The organism is Leptolyngbya sp. 'hensonii', assembly GCF_001939115.1.
GTDB lineage: Bacteria > Cyanobacteriota > Cyanobacteriia.
The window spans coordinates 110,553-130,217 of record NZ_MQTZ01000002.1 but is presented as its reverse complement, the minus strand read 5'-3'; the positions used below and the strand labels follow the sequence as shown (position 1 = coordinate 130,217).

The following is a 19,665-nucleotide window of genomic DNA, read 5'->3' as shown; positions in this document are numbered from 1 at the left end:
CTAGAGGGACGGGCCGGGGATCCGGCGATTGTCAAGGATGAGAAAATAGGTTCCGGTAATCAGCAAAACCAGACATCCTAAGAGAGCTCCAGCTCCCGGATAGCTGTGAAAGAGAAGGGCATGCAGGGCAATTTGAAAAATAGGTTGGGTATAAAGGAAGAAAGCCAGTTTTGAAATCGAGGTGCTTTCGCAGGCTTTATCCAAGCAGTAAAGGGTAACGTAGCCCAGAAGACCGATCGTGGCCATGATCAGCAAATTAAGCCATCCCAGAGGTTGCCAGAAACTGGGCAGGGCAAAACTCCAGGGCACAAACACCACCAGAGCACTGTAAAACAAGCTGGTGGGGGTCCATTCCTCCTGTAGCATCCGGGTCATGACCAGGTAAAGACTGAAACATAAGGCAGATATCAGAGGTAGCAGAGCATACCCGCTGAGAATCTGGCGATTGGGATGGAAGATAAACAATATCCCAATAAAGCTGACGAGTACGGTCATCCAGTAATGCCCCGGAACCCTCTCCCGTAAAAGTATTGCTGCCAATCCCAGCGTCAGAATTGGAATTAGCCAAAACACTGTAAACACATTGGTTGCAGACAGCTTTCCGGTGCCCAGAATAAAACATAGTGGCATCCCAATCATGGTCAGAGGACGCAGCAGTTGCAGCCGGAACCGAGTGGTTTGGAGCAAGCGCTGGGACTGGCGGGGGATAAACACCAGAGTCATAAAGACCAGGTGAGTGCCATAGCGGACCCAGACAGTTTGGAACAGCAAATCGTGGCTATTACCCTGGGTAACCATCAATCCGGCCAGGGATTCCATCAAGGCCCAGATAAAGGTAGATAACACTATCAGCAGGACGCCATCGCGCCCAATTCTGTTTCTTAATGCCTGTAGGGTGGTTTTCATCATCGGGATTGAGACTCCAGTTGACCCAGTTTTTCAGACAGGAGCGCCGCTAACTCGTCTTCTGAGAGATCCTCCTCTTCCAGATCTGGCTCACCACTCGCCTGAGGCTCCATCAGACTTTGAAGTGAGACTGTATTGCCGCCACCCGCTGCAGCGGTGACCCTAGAAACCTCTGAATCTGGCTGCAGCACGTCGGTCTCGAAATACCCGGCCAAATCCTGAATCGTGGGGTAGTTGAAAATCAGGGTGGACGGGAGAGATTGTCCGATCGCGGCTCCCAGCTTCCCTTTTAACTCCACAGACATCAAGGAATCCAGTCCCATTTCAAAGAGACCCTGCTGCACCCCGATCGCCGTTGGTGGGGAAATCCCCAGCACCCTGGCCACAGTTGCCTGCAGATAAGCGACCAACACCTCCCGACGATCGCCGGGACGACAGGAGGCCAGTTTTTCCACCAGCTCTGGACCCGCTGCCACCTGAGTTCTGACAGGGGCTGGTTTTTTCGGAGTTTCCAGGTGAATCTGTTGCAGGAAAGGCCGCTGCCGACGAGCCTCATAGGCGGCTTTGAGGGTGGTCCAATCGATCGCCGCCATGGTCAACTGACAGATCTGCCGATCTCCCAACATGTCAGTGAGTAGGCCCAGAGCCTGCTCAGACGCCATTTGCTGGAGCCCAAACTGGGCCACCCGCTGTTGATCCTGACTGGAGGCCACCCGCATTTCATCCCAAGTGCCCCAGTTGACGCTGAGGGCCGGTAGCCCGATGCTTTGCCGGTAATGGGCCAGTCCATCCAGAAACTGGTTCGCTGCCGCATAGTGGCCCAAGTGGCTGGCCCCCAACAGGGCCGTAGTAGAGGAGAACAGCAGCAGAAAATCCAGATCCAGGTTCTGGGTCAACTGGTGCAGCAGCCAGGTGCCTATCACTTTGGCCCGGAACATTTCCTCCAGCGCTGTCAGAGGCATCTCCTGCAGCGTCCAGAAGCTCATGGCGGCAGCAGCATGGACCACACCCCGCAAGGGGGGACAGGTCTGGCCAAATTGCTGGAACAGAGCTGTCATCTGGGCCTCATCCCCCACATCCACCGCCACCACTGTCACAGTCGTCCCCAGAGCCTCGATCGCCTGAAGCGCCCGGATCTGAGCAGCATTTGGACTGTCTGGAGGGATGGTGGCCCAGGTGGTTCGATCGGGGAGCCCCTGCCGTCCCGTCAGTACCAGATGACCCGCCCCCTGTTGGGCCATCCAGTGAGCTACCTTCAACCCCAATCCTCCCAACCCACCCGTAATCAGGTAACTGCCTTCAGCCTGCCAGGCAATGGGTTGGGCCAGGGGAACAGGGCGGCGCACCAATCGGGCCAGATAGCGCCGATCGTTCCGCCAGCCGATCTGATCTTCCCCATCCCGACCTCGGATGCTCTTCAGAATCTGGTGGGCCGCCGTTTGGGGAGATGCTGTAGCCTCCAGGTCGATCAGCCCCCCCCAGCGATCGGGATGCTCCAGGGCGATTACCCGTCCCAGGCCCCAAAGTGGACTCTGGGCGACAGCCAGGTCGGTTGTTCCGGCCACAGGCTGGGCCGCACGGGTCACCAGCCAGAGGGGGGCCGCATTCTGGATCCGGGCCAGGGACTGGATCACCTGCAGGGCACTACCACTCCCCATCTGCTGACTGGCTTCCAGATCCGCCAGGGTCAGGACATCCAGCCTCGGAATATCCAGACTCCAGAGATGCACGACACCCCGATAAGCGGCGGTGGGCAGCGTCAGGAGCTCCTGCAGCAGGGCAGGAAAAGCCTCTGAGGTCGGATCAACCTGCCATCGGTCTGGGGACTGTTGAACTAGCGTCGGTCCCTGGGAAAGCAACTGACAGCGCTCCCCAGCCTGGGTCAACTGCTCGGCCAGGGCCTGACCCACACCACGCTGGTCACAAAGAATCAGCCAGGTGGGTCGATCGGAGACAGGAATCCGGGTGGGAGCCTGGGCCAGGATCAGGGTCTGATTCCCGGCTCCGCCGTCTGTGGCGGACGAACTGACCACCGTAGCCGCAAAACCCAGGGATTGCAGCAATTCCAGCCACTGAGCCTGACTGATCAGGGGGTAGTGGGGCCGCAGGGTCCGATCGGTGAAGCGCCACCAACCCTCTGTCAGGCCAAAGGTCAGATCGACCCAGCGTTGCGGTTCCGTCCCTTCCAGCAACACCAGCAGGCCGTTGGGGGCCAGCAATTGCCGGACATGGGTCATAGTCTGGCCCAGATCGGTGGTGGCATGGAGCACATTCGCCGCCACCACCAGGTCAAAAGATTGTCCGACTAGCTCCTGCTGCAACGGATCCTGCTCAATGTCGAGTACCTGATACTGGACAAAACCATAGTCGCGAAACTTGGCCCTGGCCCGATCGAGGAACAGGGGCGATAGATCGGTGAAGACATAGGTGCTGCGATCAACCGGCAATTGGGACAGGATATAGGACGTGGTGGCTCCAGTGCCTGCCCCCACTTCCAGCACCCGTAGGGGCCGATCGGCGGGCAGGTTGGCCAGGGCAGTGGCGATCGTCTGTTGGACCAGTCCGTTAAAAGCCCGGGCAAAAGGCGAATCCTGGTAGAGCGGTTCGGTAGCCGCCAGGGAGCCATTGGGGAAAAGTAACTGGAGCGGATCGCAAGTTCCCTGCAGCACCTCCCCCAGGGCCGGACCGCATTGGCCCAGCAGGTTCAGTTCAGCATCATAAGCCGGATAAGTATACCGCAGGTGCTGCCACTGGGTGGCCAGATCGATCGGTTCAGGGCGCTGGACGACCTGCCAGCCCTGTTCCACCACTTGCAAATAGCCATCTTCGGCCAGCATCTCCAGGAGGCGGCTGAAGAGACGGCGATGGGCCGGGACAATGCCCAACTGGTCCGCCAACCCATCGGCAGTCACCCGCTCTCCGATCGAAAAGGTCCAACCTAACTGGTGCAACGCCTGCCCGATATAGGCCGCGCTTAACCGATCCAGTTCCGGACTCAACTGACCATAGGCCAGTAGCTCTGCCTGCTCGTACTCTTGGTGCACCTGGGGCGCTAACTGTTGTCGCAGGCGATCGGGGGTCGGCAGATAATCGGGGGGCTGGCTGACTTGCCAATCAGAATCTGGCTGCAGTTGCCACTCCACCTGATACAGCCAGTCCTTCGGACGGGCTTGAATGGCCCGCATCAGGGTTGCCCGATCGGCCCGTTTCAGGTGAATTCCCTCCAGAGTTGCCACCAAATTGCCCTCTGGATTAAACAGCCGCATATTGCCGGTGAAGGTTTCCTGGTCCGTAACCTCACTCTCCTGCAGCACCACATGGGTCCAGAGCTGGTTGGCCGGAGCCTGGTACAGGCAGAGGCGATCAAGGCCAATCAGGAGATAGGTGGTGTCCAGATCGCGGGACAGGGGTGCCCCCAACAGATGCAGACAGGCATCCAGAAAAGCGGGATGAATTCGATAAGACCCAGTTTCGGCCTGGAGTTCGGGCGGCAACACCATCTCTCCGAGGGCTTCCCCATCCCGCCGCCACAGGTGGCGAATGCCCCGGAAACTCGACTGGAACTCCAGCCCCAGCTCGTAGAGTTTTTCGTAGTAAGCCTGCCCGTCCCACTGGTCGGCACAGCGGGCCTGAATCGTTGGGAGGTCGATCGTCTGGGATCCAGGCTCTGCCTGTAAGTGCAGGATGCCCGTAGCATGGACTTTCCAATCGGATCCCGTCGTCAGACTCACAACCTGGAACTGGGCCTGATCTGGCCCAATCGGCGTCAAAAGGGTCTGCACCGGAAGACCGCCCTGCTCCGGTAGGATCAGGGCTTCCTGAATGGTGAAGTTTGTCAGGCTGGCAGGGGCTTTACCCCAGGCTTCGAGGGCGGCAGCGATCGCCATTTCCAGGTAGGCAGGCGAAGGCAGAATTGGAACACCATAGATGCGGTGATGGTCCAGGAAAGCCGGTCGCTGCACACTCAAGCTGGACTGAAAGACGGGGTCCTGTAATGCGGGCGATCGCAACCGTTGCCCCAGCAGGGGATGACCGGCCAGGGGGGGGAGCGGTGGGGCAGGGGCGACAGGATCAATCCAGTAGCGCTGACGCTGGAAGGGGTAGGTGGGCAATACCAGACGGCGGCGACCCATGTCCTGGTCTACCCTGGCCCAATTCATCTCAAGTCCCTGATTGTAGAGAGTGGCCAAACTGTGGAGCAGTTGTTCCCAGTCTCCCAGTTGGGGATGGAGGGACGGCAACCAGGTGCCAGTTCCTGCGGGCCAGCACAGTCGTCCCATGCCCAGGAGCACCGGCTTCGGACCCAGTTCGATCAACAGGGAATAACCCTGCTGTCGCAACGTCTCCATCCCCTCAGCGAAACGCACGGCCTGCCGCACATGGCGGACCCAGTATTGGGGCGTGGCCACCTCGGCTGTGGCCACCTGACCCGTCAGGTTTGAAACCAAATCAATTTGAGGTGATTGGAAGGCGACCGTCGCCGCAATCTGCCCAAACTCCTGCAACATCGGCTCCATCAAGGGCGAGTGGAAGGCATGGGAGACTTTCAAAGGCGTCACCTTGATCCCCTGGGCTTCCAGCAGGGGAGTGACAGTCTGGATCCCCTGACGCGGACCAGACAGCACCAGATTCAGGGGACCATTGTGGGCCGCGATCGCCACCTGGGGATGGGCCTGCAACAGGGGCTCGATCGTCGCCTCATCCGCCATGATCGCGATCATGGCTCCATTCGGGGGCAGGGCCTGCATCAATCGTCCTCTAGCCGCAATCAGCTTCAACCCATCCTCCAGGCTGAACACTCCCGCCACACAGGCTGCCACATATTCCCCTACGCTATGGCCCATGACTATGCTCGGTTGCACGTCCCAGGATTGCCACATCTGGGCCAGGGCATACTCCAGGGCAAACAGGGCAGGTTGGGTGTAGGCGGTCTGGTCCAGGAGCGGTGTTTCTGCCCCATACAGCACTTCCAGCAGGGGTCGTTCCAGGTACGGTTGCAGCAGGGTAGCACAGCGCTCCAGTGCTTCCCGAAAGACGGGCTGACTGTCGTAGAGTTCCCGTCCCATGCCGGGATATTGGCACCCCTGACCTGTAAACAGGAAGGCCAATTTTGGCGGGTGGGTACCTGCTACCTCTCCCTCCATAACCCCTGGCATTTCCTCACCCCCGATCGCGGCGCTCAGTTTTTCCCTCAGGTCCGACACCGAGGTCGCCATCAAACTGAGGCGATGGGAGAACTGGGCCCGCCCGGTATTGGCAGTGAAGCAGACATCCCCCAGATCCACCTCCGGATGGGCATCCAGGAAGGTTTTGTAGCGCTCTGCCAGGGCCATCAGGGCTTCGCGGGTCTTGGCGGAGAGGGTGAGAAGATGGCGCGATCGGGGCTGGAGACTGGCAGGTTGGGGCGGCAGGGGGGCGGGGGCTGCCTCCAGAATCACATGGGCATTGGTGCCACTGAAGCCAAAGGAACTCACCCCCCCCAGAAAACGGCCCTCTCCTGCTCCCCAGGGCGTAGCCTGGGTTGGAATCTGGATTGGCCAGCGCTCCCAGGGAATGTAGGAATTCAGGGACTGCAGGTGCAGGTGGGGCGGAATTTCTCGATGTTGGATCGCCAGCACCAGTTTGATCAGACCGGCAATTCCGGCGGCAGACTCCAGATGCCCGATATTGGTCTTGACCGAGCCCACCAACAGGGGCCGATCGGGAACCCGCCCCTCTCCCAGCACTGCCCCCAGGGCCTGGATCTCGATCGGATCTCCCAGGGAAGTGCCGGTGCCATGGGCCTCTACATAAAACATGTCCTCAGGCCCGACCCCCGCATTGGCCAAGGCCTGCCGCAATACTGATTCCTGGGAGGGACCATTGGGGGCAGTCAGCCCATTGCTGCGCCCATCCTGGTTCACCGCCGAACCCCGAATCACTGCCAGAACAGTGTCTCCATCGGCGATCGCATCCGAGAGCCGTTTCAACACCACCAGACCGCAACCCTCTGCCCGGACAAAGCCATTGGCGGCGGCATCAAAAGTTTTACAGCGGCCATCAGGGGCCATCATTTTGGCTTTAGACAGGGTGATAGTGGTTCGGGGAGACAGAATCGCGTTCACCCCACCCGTCAGGGCCATGCGACATTCTCCCTGGCGCAAACTCTGAACTGCCAGATGCACCGCCACCAGGGAGGAGGAACAGGCCGTATCAACCGTAAGACTGGGGCCTTGCAATCCCAGCAGGTAGGAAATCCGACCGGAGGCCACGCTGCCTGCATTCCCGGTAGCCAGATAGGCATCAATATTCTGGTTATCCTCTGTGGCCAGCAACTGAAAATAATCACTATTGCAAAGACCGACAAAGACTCCGACAGGACTCCCCTCCAGCCGATCGGGGGCATATCCGGCCCACTCCAACGCTTCCCAGGCCACTTCCAGCAGCAACCGTTGCTGGGGGTCCATACTCAGGGCCTCCCGGGGGGCAATGCCAAACACCTGGGGGTCAAACTGATCGATCGCATCAATAAAGCCGCCCCAGCGGGTCGAAACCTTACCAGGAGCATCGGGATTGGGGTCATAGTATTGATCAATCGGCCAGCGGGAGGCTGGCACTTCCGTAATCGCATCCACACCCTGGCGCAAGAGCTCCCAGAAAGCTTCCGGGCTGTCTGCGCCACCGGGAAAACGGCATCCCATTCCAATAATGGCAATGGGTTCAGCCGCCTGCTGCTCCAGAGCCTCCAATTTAGACTGCAGCTCGATCGCCAGCAGGGTCAGGCGTTTGGGGGAGAGTTGGGAAAGCCGCTCAAAAAATTGTTCTGATACCATAATTACCCTGCCTCACTGCTTTTTATACTGCGCGATCAGCCGATCCACTTCGTCATCAGACAAATCTTCGAGTTCATCCAGGGAATGGAGCAAGCTTTCCCCACTGGTCTTCTCCTCAGCCTCTGGCTGCCCTTCAGTCCCAGAAGAAGGGAGTTCTGCCCGCACCTGCTGGCATAAATAGTCCGTCAGATCCTTGCCCGTGGGATAGTCAAACACCAGGGTCGCCGGGAGAGTACAACTGAGCTGCAGCCCCTTGCCCAACAGATTTTTTAACTCGATCGCCATTAGAGAATCCAAACCCAGTTCGCTCAGGGGCTTGCGATCGGAGATTACCTGGGCAGGATCAATCCCCAGAACCTTGCGAATCTGGGTTTCCACATGGCGGGCCAGCAGTTCCCCCTGTTTCTGGGGAGCAGCCCCCTGCAACTGTTGCCAGAGTTGGGTCGGGGCCACCGCCATCGGGCTAACCTCCGGTGCGGCGCTCTTTTCCACCGTGATTCCCGTCAAGAACAGGGGCGGGGTGGTGAATTGCCCCAGGAAACGGGACCAGTTCATGGGCGTTACCCCCACCTGGGCCGGAGAACCGGCCAGCAAGGTCTCCAACACCCGGATGCCCTGATCCGGAGCGATCGCGCCAATTCCCTGGCTGCTGGCCCGTTGCACCACATCCTGTTGGGCAGCAGCCCCGACCTCGGACCACACCCCCCAGTTGATACTCAGTCCCGGTAGTCCTAGCGATCGGCGGTACTGGGCCAGTTGGTCCAACCAGGCATTGGCCGCCGCATGATTCCCCTGGCCAGCAGACCCAAACAGGGAGGCGATCGAGGAAAACAGGACAAAGAAATCCAGGGATTTGCCCTGGGTCAACTGATGCAGGTGCCAGGCCCCAGCCACCTTGGGGGCCATCACCCCAGCAAAGCGGGGCCAGTTTTGCTGGAGCAGCACCCCATCATCCAGGGTGCCAGCTCCATGGATAATCCCACGCAGGGGCGGCAGGCTGGCCTCCAGGTCGGCCAGGATCAGAGCCATCTGGTCCGCCACCGCCACATCGGCCTGGGCCACCACCACCTGGGCTCCTGCGGCGGTCAGGCTTGCGATCGTCGCCTGGGCTGCAGGAGTCGGGGGCCGTCGCCCCACCAACACCAGATGCTGGGCACCCCGTTCCACCAGCCACTGGGCCACCTTGAGCCCCAGGCCCCCCAACCCCCCGGTAATCAGATAGGTGGCGTCCGGGCGAATGGCCACGGGAGCCTGCTCTGTCCTGATCGGGTGGGTAATCACGATTTTACCGATGTGTTTCGCCGCCGCCATATACCGGAAAGCGCTGACGATCTCTGACAGGGGAAACACCTGCTGGGGCAGAGGCTGGAACTGACCTGCCCCGATCGCCGCCCCAATCTCCAAAAACAGGCGACGGATCAGGGCCGGGTCTTCTTTGCTGGTTTCACCCCAATCCACAATGAAGTAGGAGACATCTGGCCGCATTGTCGCCACTGCCGCCGGATCAAGAATCCCCCGTTTGCCAATCTCAACGAATCGGCCCTGGGGAGCCAGCACGGCAAAACTTTTCGGAATAAATTCATCAGCCAGGGAATTGAGGACAATATCCACCCCCCGTCCATCCGTCAGGGCCAGAATTTCATCCGCAAAGTCGAGGGTGCGGGAATTCAGCACATGGGGCACCCCGGTGGCCTGCAAAAAGGCCCGTTTTTCGGGACTGCCCGCCGTGGCAAAGACCTCCGCCCCCAGTTGTTGCGCGATCTGGACTGCAGCCAGACCCACACCCCCAGCCGCCGCATGGATTAGCACCCGATCGCCCGGTGCAATTTTGGCCAGATGCTGCAGGGTAAAGGCTGCCGTCAGGAAGGGAATTGGAATCGTCGCTGCCGCCTCAAAGCTGAGGGCGTCTGGTTTCCGGAGGACAAAATCAGCACGGGTGGTTATAAAGGACTGGAAGCAACCAGGAGCGACGGCCATCACCCCATCCCCCACCTGCAGATCGGTGACCCCTTCTCCCACAGCCACAATCTCGCCAGTGCATTCACTCCCCAGGGGACCCGGATCGCCGGGATACAACCCCAGTACATTCAGCACATCCTTGAAGTTCAGTCCTGTGGCCCGGACGCGAATTTCCACTTCACCAGGACCCGGAGCCCGCCGTTCCAGGGGCCGGAAGGTCATTTGGTCCAGCAATCCCCGTTCCGGGACCTGGACCTGGACCGCTTCTGGTTCAGGAGTTGTTCGATCGGCCTCCAGGCGAGCCAGACGAGCGACATAGCGTTGACCCCGACGGAAGCCGACCTGATCTTCGGGGGATCCCGCCGCCAGTTCCCGGAACAAAACCGGGGCTGCTGGCTCCGCCGGGTTGGGATCCAGATCAATGCGGGTACAGTGCCATTCCGGATACTCTAGGGCGATCGTCTTGCCCAACCCCCAGAGGGTCGATTGGGGAACAGCCACGGCCTGGGGCTCGGCCCCTACCGCCTGTCCCCCTCGGGTGACCAGCCACAGCCGGGGCGGAACAGCTTGGGGTAACTGGGCAATGGCCTGGGCCAGATGTAACACCGTACCACAGGCGAGGGCCTGGGAGGTCTCCCAGTCAGCGGCAGCCCGATCGCCCAGACTGGGCAGATCCGTACTCCAGAGATGGACAATCTGATGCCATTGGGGAGCCTGTTGCAGTAGGCCCTGGAAGGCTTCGGGCCGGGTTGGATCAACTACGATACAGGGAATTCCATCTGGCGGGTTATCCAGGGGAGCTGTTGTAGCCAGAACACAGGCATGATGCTGGGCCTGGAGCAATTCTGCCAGTTGGATGCCGATACCCTGCCGATCGGTCAGAATCAGCCACTGTTCAGACCGGAGGCTCTCTTGAGGGGCCTGGGCCAGAATCACGGTTTCTTCCGTCATCTCCTGGCTCTCCAGGGCCGGAACCGTGGCGGCTGTCTCGAAGCCCTGTCGGGTCAGCAGGGTCAGCCACTCCGTCGGAGATAGGAGGGGATAGGTGGGGCGCACGTCCGTATCGACGAATTTCCACCAGCCTTCCGTCAATCCGAAGGTGATATCAATCCAGGGATCGGGACGGGTCATTTCCAGCATCAGGAACAGTCCTCCCGGTGCTAGAAGCTGCTGCACATGATCCAGGGTCTGGCCCAGATCCGCCGTGGCATGGATGACATTGGCCGCCAGAATCAGATCGCACTGGTGGGCCGGGAATCCCTGGCCGATCGGGTCCTGCTCAATATCGAGGGGTTGATAGTGGACAAAGGGATAGGCACTGAATTTCTCAGCCGCTTTAGCCGTAAATAGGGGCGAAATGTCCGTGAAGGTATAGTGGGTGCGATCGGCAGTAAACAGGGGCAGGACATGGGCCGTGGTCCCACCGGTTCCTCCACCAATCTCCAGCACCCGCAGGGGCCGATCGGCAGGGAACTGGGCCAGGGCAGCGGTGACACTTTCCTGCACCAGATGGTTGTAGGCCCTGGCCGCCGGAGACTCCTGGTAAAGACGGGCCGCAACGGACAGATCTCCCCCCGGAAACAGCAGGGTAAGGGGATCGATCGTGCCCTTGAACACCCCTGCCAGATGGGGACCACAGCGACCGACCAGGGTCAGTTCAATCTCAAACTCAGGATAATGGGTGGTCAGCGCCTGCAGCCGTTGCGCCAGGACAGGGGCCGTCAGCGCCTTCGGTGCCCGCAGCACCGTCCAAGCTGATCCCACCGGCTGGACCCAACCCTCTGCCTGTAGCATGGCCAAGGACCGTCCCAGCAACCGATGATAGGAATCAGGGACCCCCAACGCGACAGCCAGGGTCTCGATCGTCCAGGACTGGCCCACCTGAGGCTGCCAGCCTAACTGTTGCCAGGCCAGCAGAATGTAGTCATTGCTGAGACGCCCCACCTGAAGCGAAAACTCTCGATAGCGATCGAGGCCATACCGAGCATCCAGTTCTGGCACCTGGGGGCAAACCTGGGCAGCGATCGTGGCGGGCGAGGTCAGATGGGTTGCAATCGCCATCGAGCTGGGCTGGGGTTCCCAGGTCACCTGGTACAGCCACTGATTCACATCTGGTCCTGTAGCCTGGAACAGGGCCGTGCGACTGGCCTTTCTCAGCCGCAATCCGACCAACTCAGCCAGCAGGGTACCTGCCTGATCAAAAATCTGGATCTGAGCCGTCAGAGTGGCCGGAGCCGATTGACCTGGGGGAAGCTGGAGTTGAACATGGCTCCAGAGTCGTGGGGGAAATTTACCATAGGTCTGGCAGCGGTCCAACCCCACGGGCAAATAGAGGTCGGTAGCGGCAATATCGGTGGGAACAGCCGCCGCCAGCACCTGCACACAGGCATCCAGAAGGGCTGGGTGGATGTGATAAGCCCCCAGTTCCCCCATCAGGCAGTCTGGAGCCTGTATCTGACCGATCGCTTCCCCATCCCGCCGCCAGATCTGCACAACTCCCTGCAGACTGGGACCAAAGACCAGACCCCGTTCCGCCAGTTGCTGATAATGGGTCTGGGCTGAAATCAAATCTGGGCAGCGGGCCTGCAGGGTGGCTGGCACCAGGGAACTGCCCTCTGGAGCGATCGGGGCTGACCTCTGCAGGGTGCCGCTGGCCTGGAGTTTCCAGGCATCCGGGTCAACCTCCGGGGAATCCTCCAGGCTGAAAATCTGAAAACTGGCTTGCGGGCCTGGTCCCACCGTGACGATCGTTTGCAGGGCGCAGCCCCCCGCATCAGGCACGGCCAGGGCCTCATGAATGACCAGATCGGAAAGGGTCGGCGATCCATGACCCAGAGTGGTAATCGCCGCTGCCAGGGCCACTTCTACATAGGCTGTCGCGGGCAGAATCGCCAGCCCGTGCACCCGGTGATCCTGAAGAAAAGGCAGGGCAGTAACTTGCAGGTGGGCTTCAAACTGAATTGCTTTGAGGGCCGATCGCAACCGTTGTCCCAGGAGGGGATGGCTCCCTGGCGATGAGGGGACAGGAGCAGGACGACGGACAGGAACCCAATACCGCTGCCGCTGGAAGGGATAGGTAGGCAGGGACAACTTCTGGCGAGCATAGTCCCGATCGAACCCAGCCCAATCCACGGAGCCGCCCCGGACATAGAAGGTGGCCAGACTCTCCAGCAACTGCTCCCAGTCTCCCATTCCCCGTCGCAGGGAAGGCAACCAGCCCCCCAGGGAATCGGGCAGGCTCTGGCGGGCCATGCCGATCAAAACAGGATGGGGACCCATTTCTAGAACCAGGGTGTTTTCCTGCACCTGCAGGGCCTGCACAGCAGCAGCAAACTGGACCGGATTGCGGGTCTGCTGTCGCCAGTAGCCCGGTTGACTCAGGGTTTCAGCTTTAACGATCGTCCCCGTTGCTGCGGAAATGAAGCGCATCCGGGGAGGGCCATAGGTGACAGTGGCCGCCACCTGCTCAAACTCCGCCAGGATGGGTTCGATTAGGGGGGAATGAAAGGCATGGGAAACTGTCAGGGGATGGGTTTTGATTTCCTGAGCCGTCAGATCCTGCAGGACAGCCTGAACGGAGACAGCCTCACCGGAAATCACAATATTTTGCGGTCCGTTGATGGCGGCGATCGTCACCGCTCCCCCATAGGGCTGTAGGGCTGTCATCACCGTTCCCTGGTCGGCAAACACCACCGCCATCGCGCCCCCTTCAGGCAGGGACTGCATCAACCGTCCTCGCGCTGCGATCAGCTTCAGGCCATCCTCCAGGCTGAAGACCCCAGCCGCGCAGGCGGCGGCATATTCCCCCACACTATGCCCCAGCACCACGGAGGGGGAGATACCCCAGGATTTCCAGAGTTCACCCAGGGCATAGGAAATGGCAAACAAGGCCGGTTGGGTATAGGCGGTCTGATCCAGAAGCCCTGTCTCCCGATGCAATACCTCCAGCAGAGGTCGCTCTAGATAGGGGCGGAGCAAGGCATCGCAGCGATCCAGGGCGGATCGGAAGGTCGGTTGAGTCTGGTAAAGTTCCTGGCCCATCCCGACATACTGGGCTCCCTGGCCCGTGAACAGAAAGACGATTTGAGGAGCATTAACTTGTTCCACCTGCCCCTGCACCCAGTGTTCTGGCTCCCGATCGGCCAAAAAAGCGGCCAGGGAGTCACAGACCTCCATACTGTTGCTGGCCCAGAGTCCCAGGCGACAGGGTAGGGTAGCCCTACCCGTATTGGCGGTAAAGCAGATATCGGCCAGCTTGTGGGACCGATCAACCAGTTCGGTTCGGTAGCGCTCGGCCAACTCCCGCAGGGCCTCTGGAGTTTTCCCAGCCAGGGTGAGGAGATGGAGGGGCCGATCGGTCCCTGCTTGCGGCCTGCCGGAATCAGTTTGAGGGGCTTCCGCCAGAATCAAATGGGCATTGGTGCCACTAAACCCAAAGGAACTGACCCCGGCAATCCGTTCCGGAACCGTCCAATCGGTGAGTTGGGTGGGAATGACAACAGGCAACTGCTCCCAGGCAATCAGCCGATTGGGTTGCTGCAGGTGCAAGTGGGGCGGAATCCGGCCATGGTGTAGGGCCAGCACCAGCTTAATGAACCCTGCTACCCCTGCCGCCGCCTCCAGGTGACCGACATTGGTTTTGACAGAGCCAATCGCCACCGGCTGATCCGCAGGGCGGCCCTCCCGGAGCACAGCCCCCAGAGCCTGAACCTCGATCGGATCCCCCAGGGAAGTTCCAGTGCCGTGGGTTTCCACATAGCTGACGGCAGCCGGTGACAGGTCCGCATTGGCCAGGGCCGCCCGAATCAGAGCCTCCTGGGCTGGACCATTGGGGGCAGTCAGGCCGCTGCTAGCCCCATCCTGATTTACCGCCGAACCCCGCACCACCGCCAAAATCCGATCGCCATCCGCAACCGCATCGGAGAGCCGCTTCAATACCACCAGGCCACAGCCTTCTCCCCGGACAAAGCCATCAGCCCGATCGTCAAAAGTTTTGCAGCGGCCATCGGGGGCCATCATGTGGAAGCGGGACAGGGCGATCGAGACTTCCGGCGTCAGGATAGCATTCACCCCACCGGCTAGGGCCATCCGACATTCCCCACTGCGCAGGCTCTGCACCGCCTGATGAATGGCCACCAGGGAGGAGGAGCAGGCCGTGTCGATCGACAAGCTGGGTCCCTGCAACCCCAGAACATAGGAAATTCGCCCCGATGCAACGCTATGGCCGGTTCCTGAGCCATAGTAGGTGTCGATCTGGGTGATCCCATTGTCAGCCAGTTGTAACTGGGCATAATCATTGCCCACAATGCCGATAAACACCCCGGTGGCACTGCCGACCAACCGATCGGGGGCATAGCCTGCATCCTCTAGAGCTTCCCAGGCAACTTCCAGCAACAGCCGCTGCTGGGGATCCATGGTCAGGGCCTCGCGGGGAGAAATGTCAAATAGTTGGGGATCAAAGTCAGCAATCTGATCCAGAAATCCGCCCCACCGGGTCGCAATCTTGCCAGGGGCATCGGGATCGGGATCATAGTAGGCATCAATATCCCAGCGATCGGGCGGCACTTCCCGAATTGCATCTACTCCCTCTTCCAGGAGTTGCCAGAAAGCAGCGGGATTGGCAGCTCCAGGAAACCGGCAGCTCAGGCCAATTACAGCGATCGGCTCCCGCTGGGCCTGGGTCAGCGCCGCCAGTTTCGCCTGCATGCGTTCCAGGGCCAGGTAGGCCTGTTTAAGAGGAGATAGGGTTGAATTGTCCGGTGCGCTCATTGGGATCCAGTGACAGTGAAATTACAGTTGATTCAACTTCTCAAGCAGTAAAGCTTCCACTTCCTGATCAGAAAGTTGCTCCAGATCTGGGAGGGTAGCAGGTGCCGGGGGAGGTCCCTCCGGGGAGTCAGGGGATGGAACGGGCGCAGGGGCCTGGGGGGATGGGGTCAGCAGACCCTCCAGGTAACTGGCGATCGCGGCGATCGTCGGATAGTCAAACATCAAGGTTGCTGGGATGGTCTGGGTCAGGCCCAATCCCGTTTGCAGGCGGTTGCGCAAATCTACAGCCATGAGAGAATCCACCCCAATATCCATCAAGCGATGGCGGGGATGCAGACCCTCGATCGGTGAGCGCAGCACCGCCGCCACCTGTTCTCGCACAAACTGGGTCAGGCGCTCCCGACGCTCATCAGGTAGGGCGGCCAGCAGGTCCTGCCGCAGAAGGTCAGCAGGGGCGATCGGGGGGCTGGGGGCAACTTCCGGCAGGGGGCTGGCCGTGCGCTGCACTGGTTGCCCCCTGGCAGCACTGGCCGCAGCCAGGGAAGTCTGAGCCACCATGACATGGGCTCCCAGAATTTCTGCCGCCGAACCAGCCTGAGGAAAGGCTATGACCTGTTCAAATCCAGCTTCCTGCAGGGCTTGCTGCCAGGTAGAGGCTGGCAACAGGGGATCGTCCTGTCGCCAGTCATCTTCAAACCGTTCCCACCCCTCAATCAGGCCAGTAGTGATATCAAACCAGGTGAGGTGGGTTGTAACTTCAAACAAAATTAACAAGCCACCGGGAGCCAGCAACGATCGGGCATGCTTCAGGGTCGATCGTAGATCCTGGGTGGCATGCAAGACATTCGCCGCCACAATCAGATCAACGCTGGCTGGAGTATAGCCCTGTTCCTGGGGATCCTGTTCCACATTCAGCAGGCTGTAGCGAACAAAGGGATAGGCCCTGAATTTCTCTGCAGCTCGACCCAGGAAGAAATCAGAGACATCTGTGAACTGGTAATGGGTCCGCTCCGGCGGCAGCAACGGCAACAAGACAGCGGCAGTCCCGCCAGTCCCGGCCCCAATTTCCAGAATTTGCAAGGGCCGATCAGCAGGCGTCAGGCGCACTAAACTAGCCACGATCTGCTGCATGATGCCACTGAAGTAGCGAATCATGGCCCAATCCCGGTAAAGATAGTTGGCCGTCTCCAGAGAGCCTTCTGGAAACAGGGTATCCAGGGCACTAGCTGTACCGGTGAGAATGGGAGCCAGCCGATCGCCGCATCGTTCCACATAGGTGAGCAGGGGCTGCTCTGCTGTCAGACTCTGCTGGGCCGCCTGCTTTGCCTCCGCCAGGGCTGCAGGGGGCAGGGGCTGCAGGGCAATAAATTCATCCCCCACGGTCTGAAGCAGTTGGGCGGCTACCAGGTGTTTTAACCAGCGAAGCAGGAGGGGACGGTAGGTGGGACGGATCTGTAATTGGGTCAGCAGGGCATCGACAGAGGCCCGATCTCCAGTCTGGGCAAAAGCCCCCAGGGTCTGCAGGGTCTGAATGATATAAGCCACGGTCAGCCGCTCCAGGCAGGCCCAGCGATCGGCATAGGTATCCAGGGCCAGATCCAGTGGCCCCTGCTGGGCCTGTTGGGTTCCGGCAGTCGTGATCTGGTCCCACAGAGAGGGCGGTTGCCCCAGGAGGGGAGGGGCAGATGTCTCGATCCAGTAGGGTTCCTTGGCCCAGGGATAGGTGGGAAGGGCAAGCCGCTGCCGAGGGTAGGGCTGATCGAAAGCAATCCAATCGATCGGCAGTCCTCGCACATACAGGGCCGCCAGGTTTTCCAGCAGCGACAACCAGTCCTCTCGATCGATATGGAGAGAGGAGAACCAGATCGAATCAGGATAGGCCGATCGCTCCAGAAGGGATAAATCAGGGTGGGGGCCAATCTCCAGGCAGAGGGTCTGGTTCTGTGCCGCCAGGGTTTGCAACACCCGCCCCCAGGCGGGAGGCTGTTGCCAGAGTTGCAGCCAGTAAGAGGGCTGGGTGAGTTCGGTGGCAGCAACAAACTGGCCCGTTACTCCAGAAATAATGCCGATGGGAGGGGTCGTAGCGGGAACAGAGGCCAGCAGGGTTGTGAGTCGATCGGCCAGGGGAGTTGAGGGCTGCTCCAGATTCTGGCCCTGCAGCACAGCCAGGGCCAGCCCCACTTCCAGGGGCAGCGCCCCGGCGACACAGGCAGCCACGATTTCCCCCGCCCCCTGACCCGTGACCAGGGTAGGCCGAATTCCCCAACTCTGCCACAATTGGGCCAAGGCATAATTCAGGGCGAAGAGAGCTGGTTGGGCATAGGCAGGCCGATCCAGAAGGACAGAGGAACCTGTCGGGTACAGCACCTCCAGCAATGGCACATCCAGGTGCGATCGCAGCAGGGCATCACATTGCTCCAGTAGACTCCGGAACTGGGGCTGGGTCTGGAATAATTGCTGGCCAGCCTGAAGCAGGCGGTTGGTTGCACCACTAAACCCAAAGGTGATTTCCGGAGAGGCCGTCTCAAACACCTGGCCACGCAGGCACCCCGCAGGGCTCTGGCCAGCAGCCAGGGTAAGAAGTTTCTGGCGCAACTCAGCCCGATCAGCCACCACCAGGGCAACCCGATCGACCAGGGCCAGACGACCCCCATTGGCAGTGAAACAGATATCTGCCAGGGACGCGGTCGTGGTGCTCAGGAAGGAATCGTAGCGCTGCAGCAGGGCAGGTAAGTCACTCTGCCGCTTCACGGACAGGGTAAACAGATGGCAGGGCCGATCCGGAGTTGGATCGGGGGAGACAGGAGCGGGAGCGGTGGACAGCACCAGATGGGCATTGGTGCCACTGAACCCGAAGGAACTGACTCCCACCAGGGGGCAATCGGCGGATCCCATCAAGGGCGTGGTTTGGGTTGGAACCGTGATTGGCAGGCTATCCCAGGCAATGTAGGGATTCAACTGCTGTAGATGCAGATGGGGCGGGATTTGTTCATGCTGCAGCACTAAAACCGCCTTAATCAGACTAGCAATCCCAGCCGCCGCTTCCAGGTGGCCCAGATTGGTCTTCACTGAGCCAATTTGCAGAGGCTGGGTAGCCGTTCGCCCCTGTCCCACAGCCTGGTAGAGGGCTTGAACTTCGATCGGGTCCCCCAGGGAAGTCCCGGTGCCATGGGTTTCCACATAGGCCACCTGCTCCGGTTTCAGGTGCCCATCGGCCAGGGCAGCCCGGATCACCGCAGTTTGAGATGGGCCATTGGGAGCGGTAATCCCACTACTACGACCATCATGGTTAATGGCTGACCCTCGAATCAGGGCCAGAATCTGGTCCCGATCGGCGATTGCATCCGACAGCCGCTTCAGGACCACCATGCCGCACCCTTCCGAGCGCACATAACCATCGGCACGGGCATCAAAAGTTTTGCAGCGGCCATCGGGGGAGAGCATTTGAGCCTTCGAAAAGGTAACCCCTAAATCAGGCCGCAAAATCAGGTTAACCCCACCAGCCAGGGCCATGGAACAGGTGCCCAGACGCAGATTCTGCACTGCCTGATGCACCGCCACCAGGGAGGAAGAGCAGGCTGTATCGATCGCCACCGTCGGTCCCTGCACTCCCAGCACGTAAGCTAGCCGTCCGGCGGCAATACTATGGGAAAAGCCCACACCAGCATAGGCATCAATTTCAGCCAGGGACTGACCAAACAGAATGTGGGCATAGTCGATCGTGGAGATGCCGATAAACACCCCCGTCTGACTACCGAACAGTTGTGCGGGAGACTGGCCTGCCTGCTCCAGGGCTTCCCAACTCACCTCCAGCAACAACCGCTGCTGGGGGTCCATAGCTGCGGCTTCTCGGGGGGCAATGCCAAAAAAAGGCGCATCAAACCGATCGACCTGTTCCAGGAATCCACCCCAACGACTGGCCATTTTGCCAGGGGCCTGGGGATTCGCATCATAGTAGGCGTCTATATCCCAGCGATCGGGTGGAACTTCCGTAATCGCATCCACGCCCTGTTCCAACAGTTGCCAGAAGCTATCTGGACCGTCCACGCCCCCAGGAAAGCGGCACCCGATACCAATGATGGCGATCGGCTCTGAGCGAGCCTGTTCCATTTGATCCAGGCGGTTACGTAATTGCCGCACCTCCAGCAGGGCCTGCTTCACAGCGGATAACTCTGGTCCACGGGCGGAGGTCACACCCTGATTTTCCGGCTGCCCCATA

Annotated in this window: 4 protein-coding genes; all 4 read right to left on the bottom strand. The window is 60.1% G+C overall.

Annotated elements, in window-relative coordinates:
* From BST81_RS00795 to BST81_RS00780, 4 genes are read right to left on the bottom strand one after another with little or no spacing between them, the layout of a single operon-like run.
* Positions 1–909: a DMT family transporter gene (locus BST81_RS00795; RefSeq protein WP_075596635.1), complete on the bottom strand. Its 909-nt coding sequence runs from the start codon at positions 907–909 to the stop codon at positions 1–3.
* Entirely contained in the window at positions 906–7,718 is a 6,813-nt protein-coding gene (locus tag BST81_RS00790) for a type I polyketide synthase (RefSeq protein WP_075596634.1), read from the bottom strand. Before BST81_RS00790 ends, BST81_RS00795 begins: the two co-directional genes overlap by 4 nt.
* Before the next feature lie 12 nt (positions 7,719–7,730).
* Complete coding sequence (locus BST81_RS00785) at positions 7,731–15,446, bottom strand: type I polyketide synthase (RefSeq protein WP_075596633.1); 7,716 nt, start codon at positions 15,444–15,446, stop codon at positions 7,731–7,733.
* 21 nt (positions 15,447–15,467) lie between these two features.
* Entirely contained in the window at positions 15,468–19,664 is a 4,197-nt protein-coding gene (locus tag BST81_RS00780) for a type I polyketide synthase (RefSeq protein ID WP_075596632.1), read from the bottom strand.
* Between the last annotated feature and the right edge of the window lies 1 nt (position 19,665).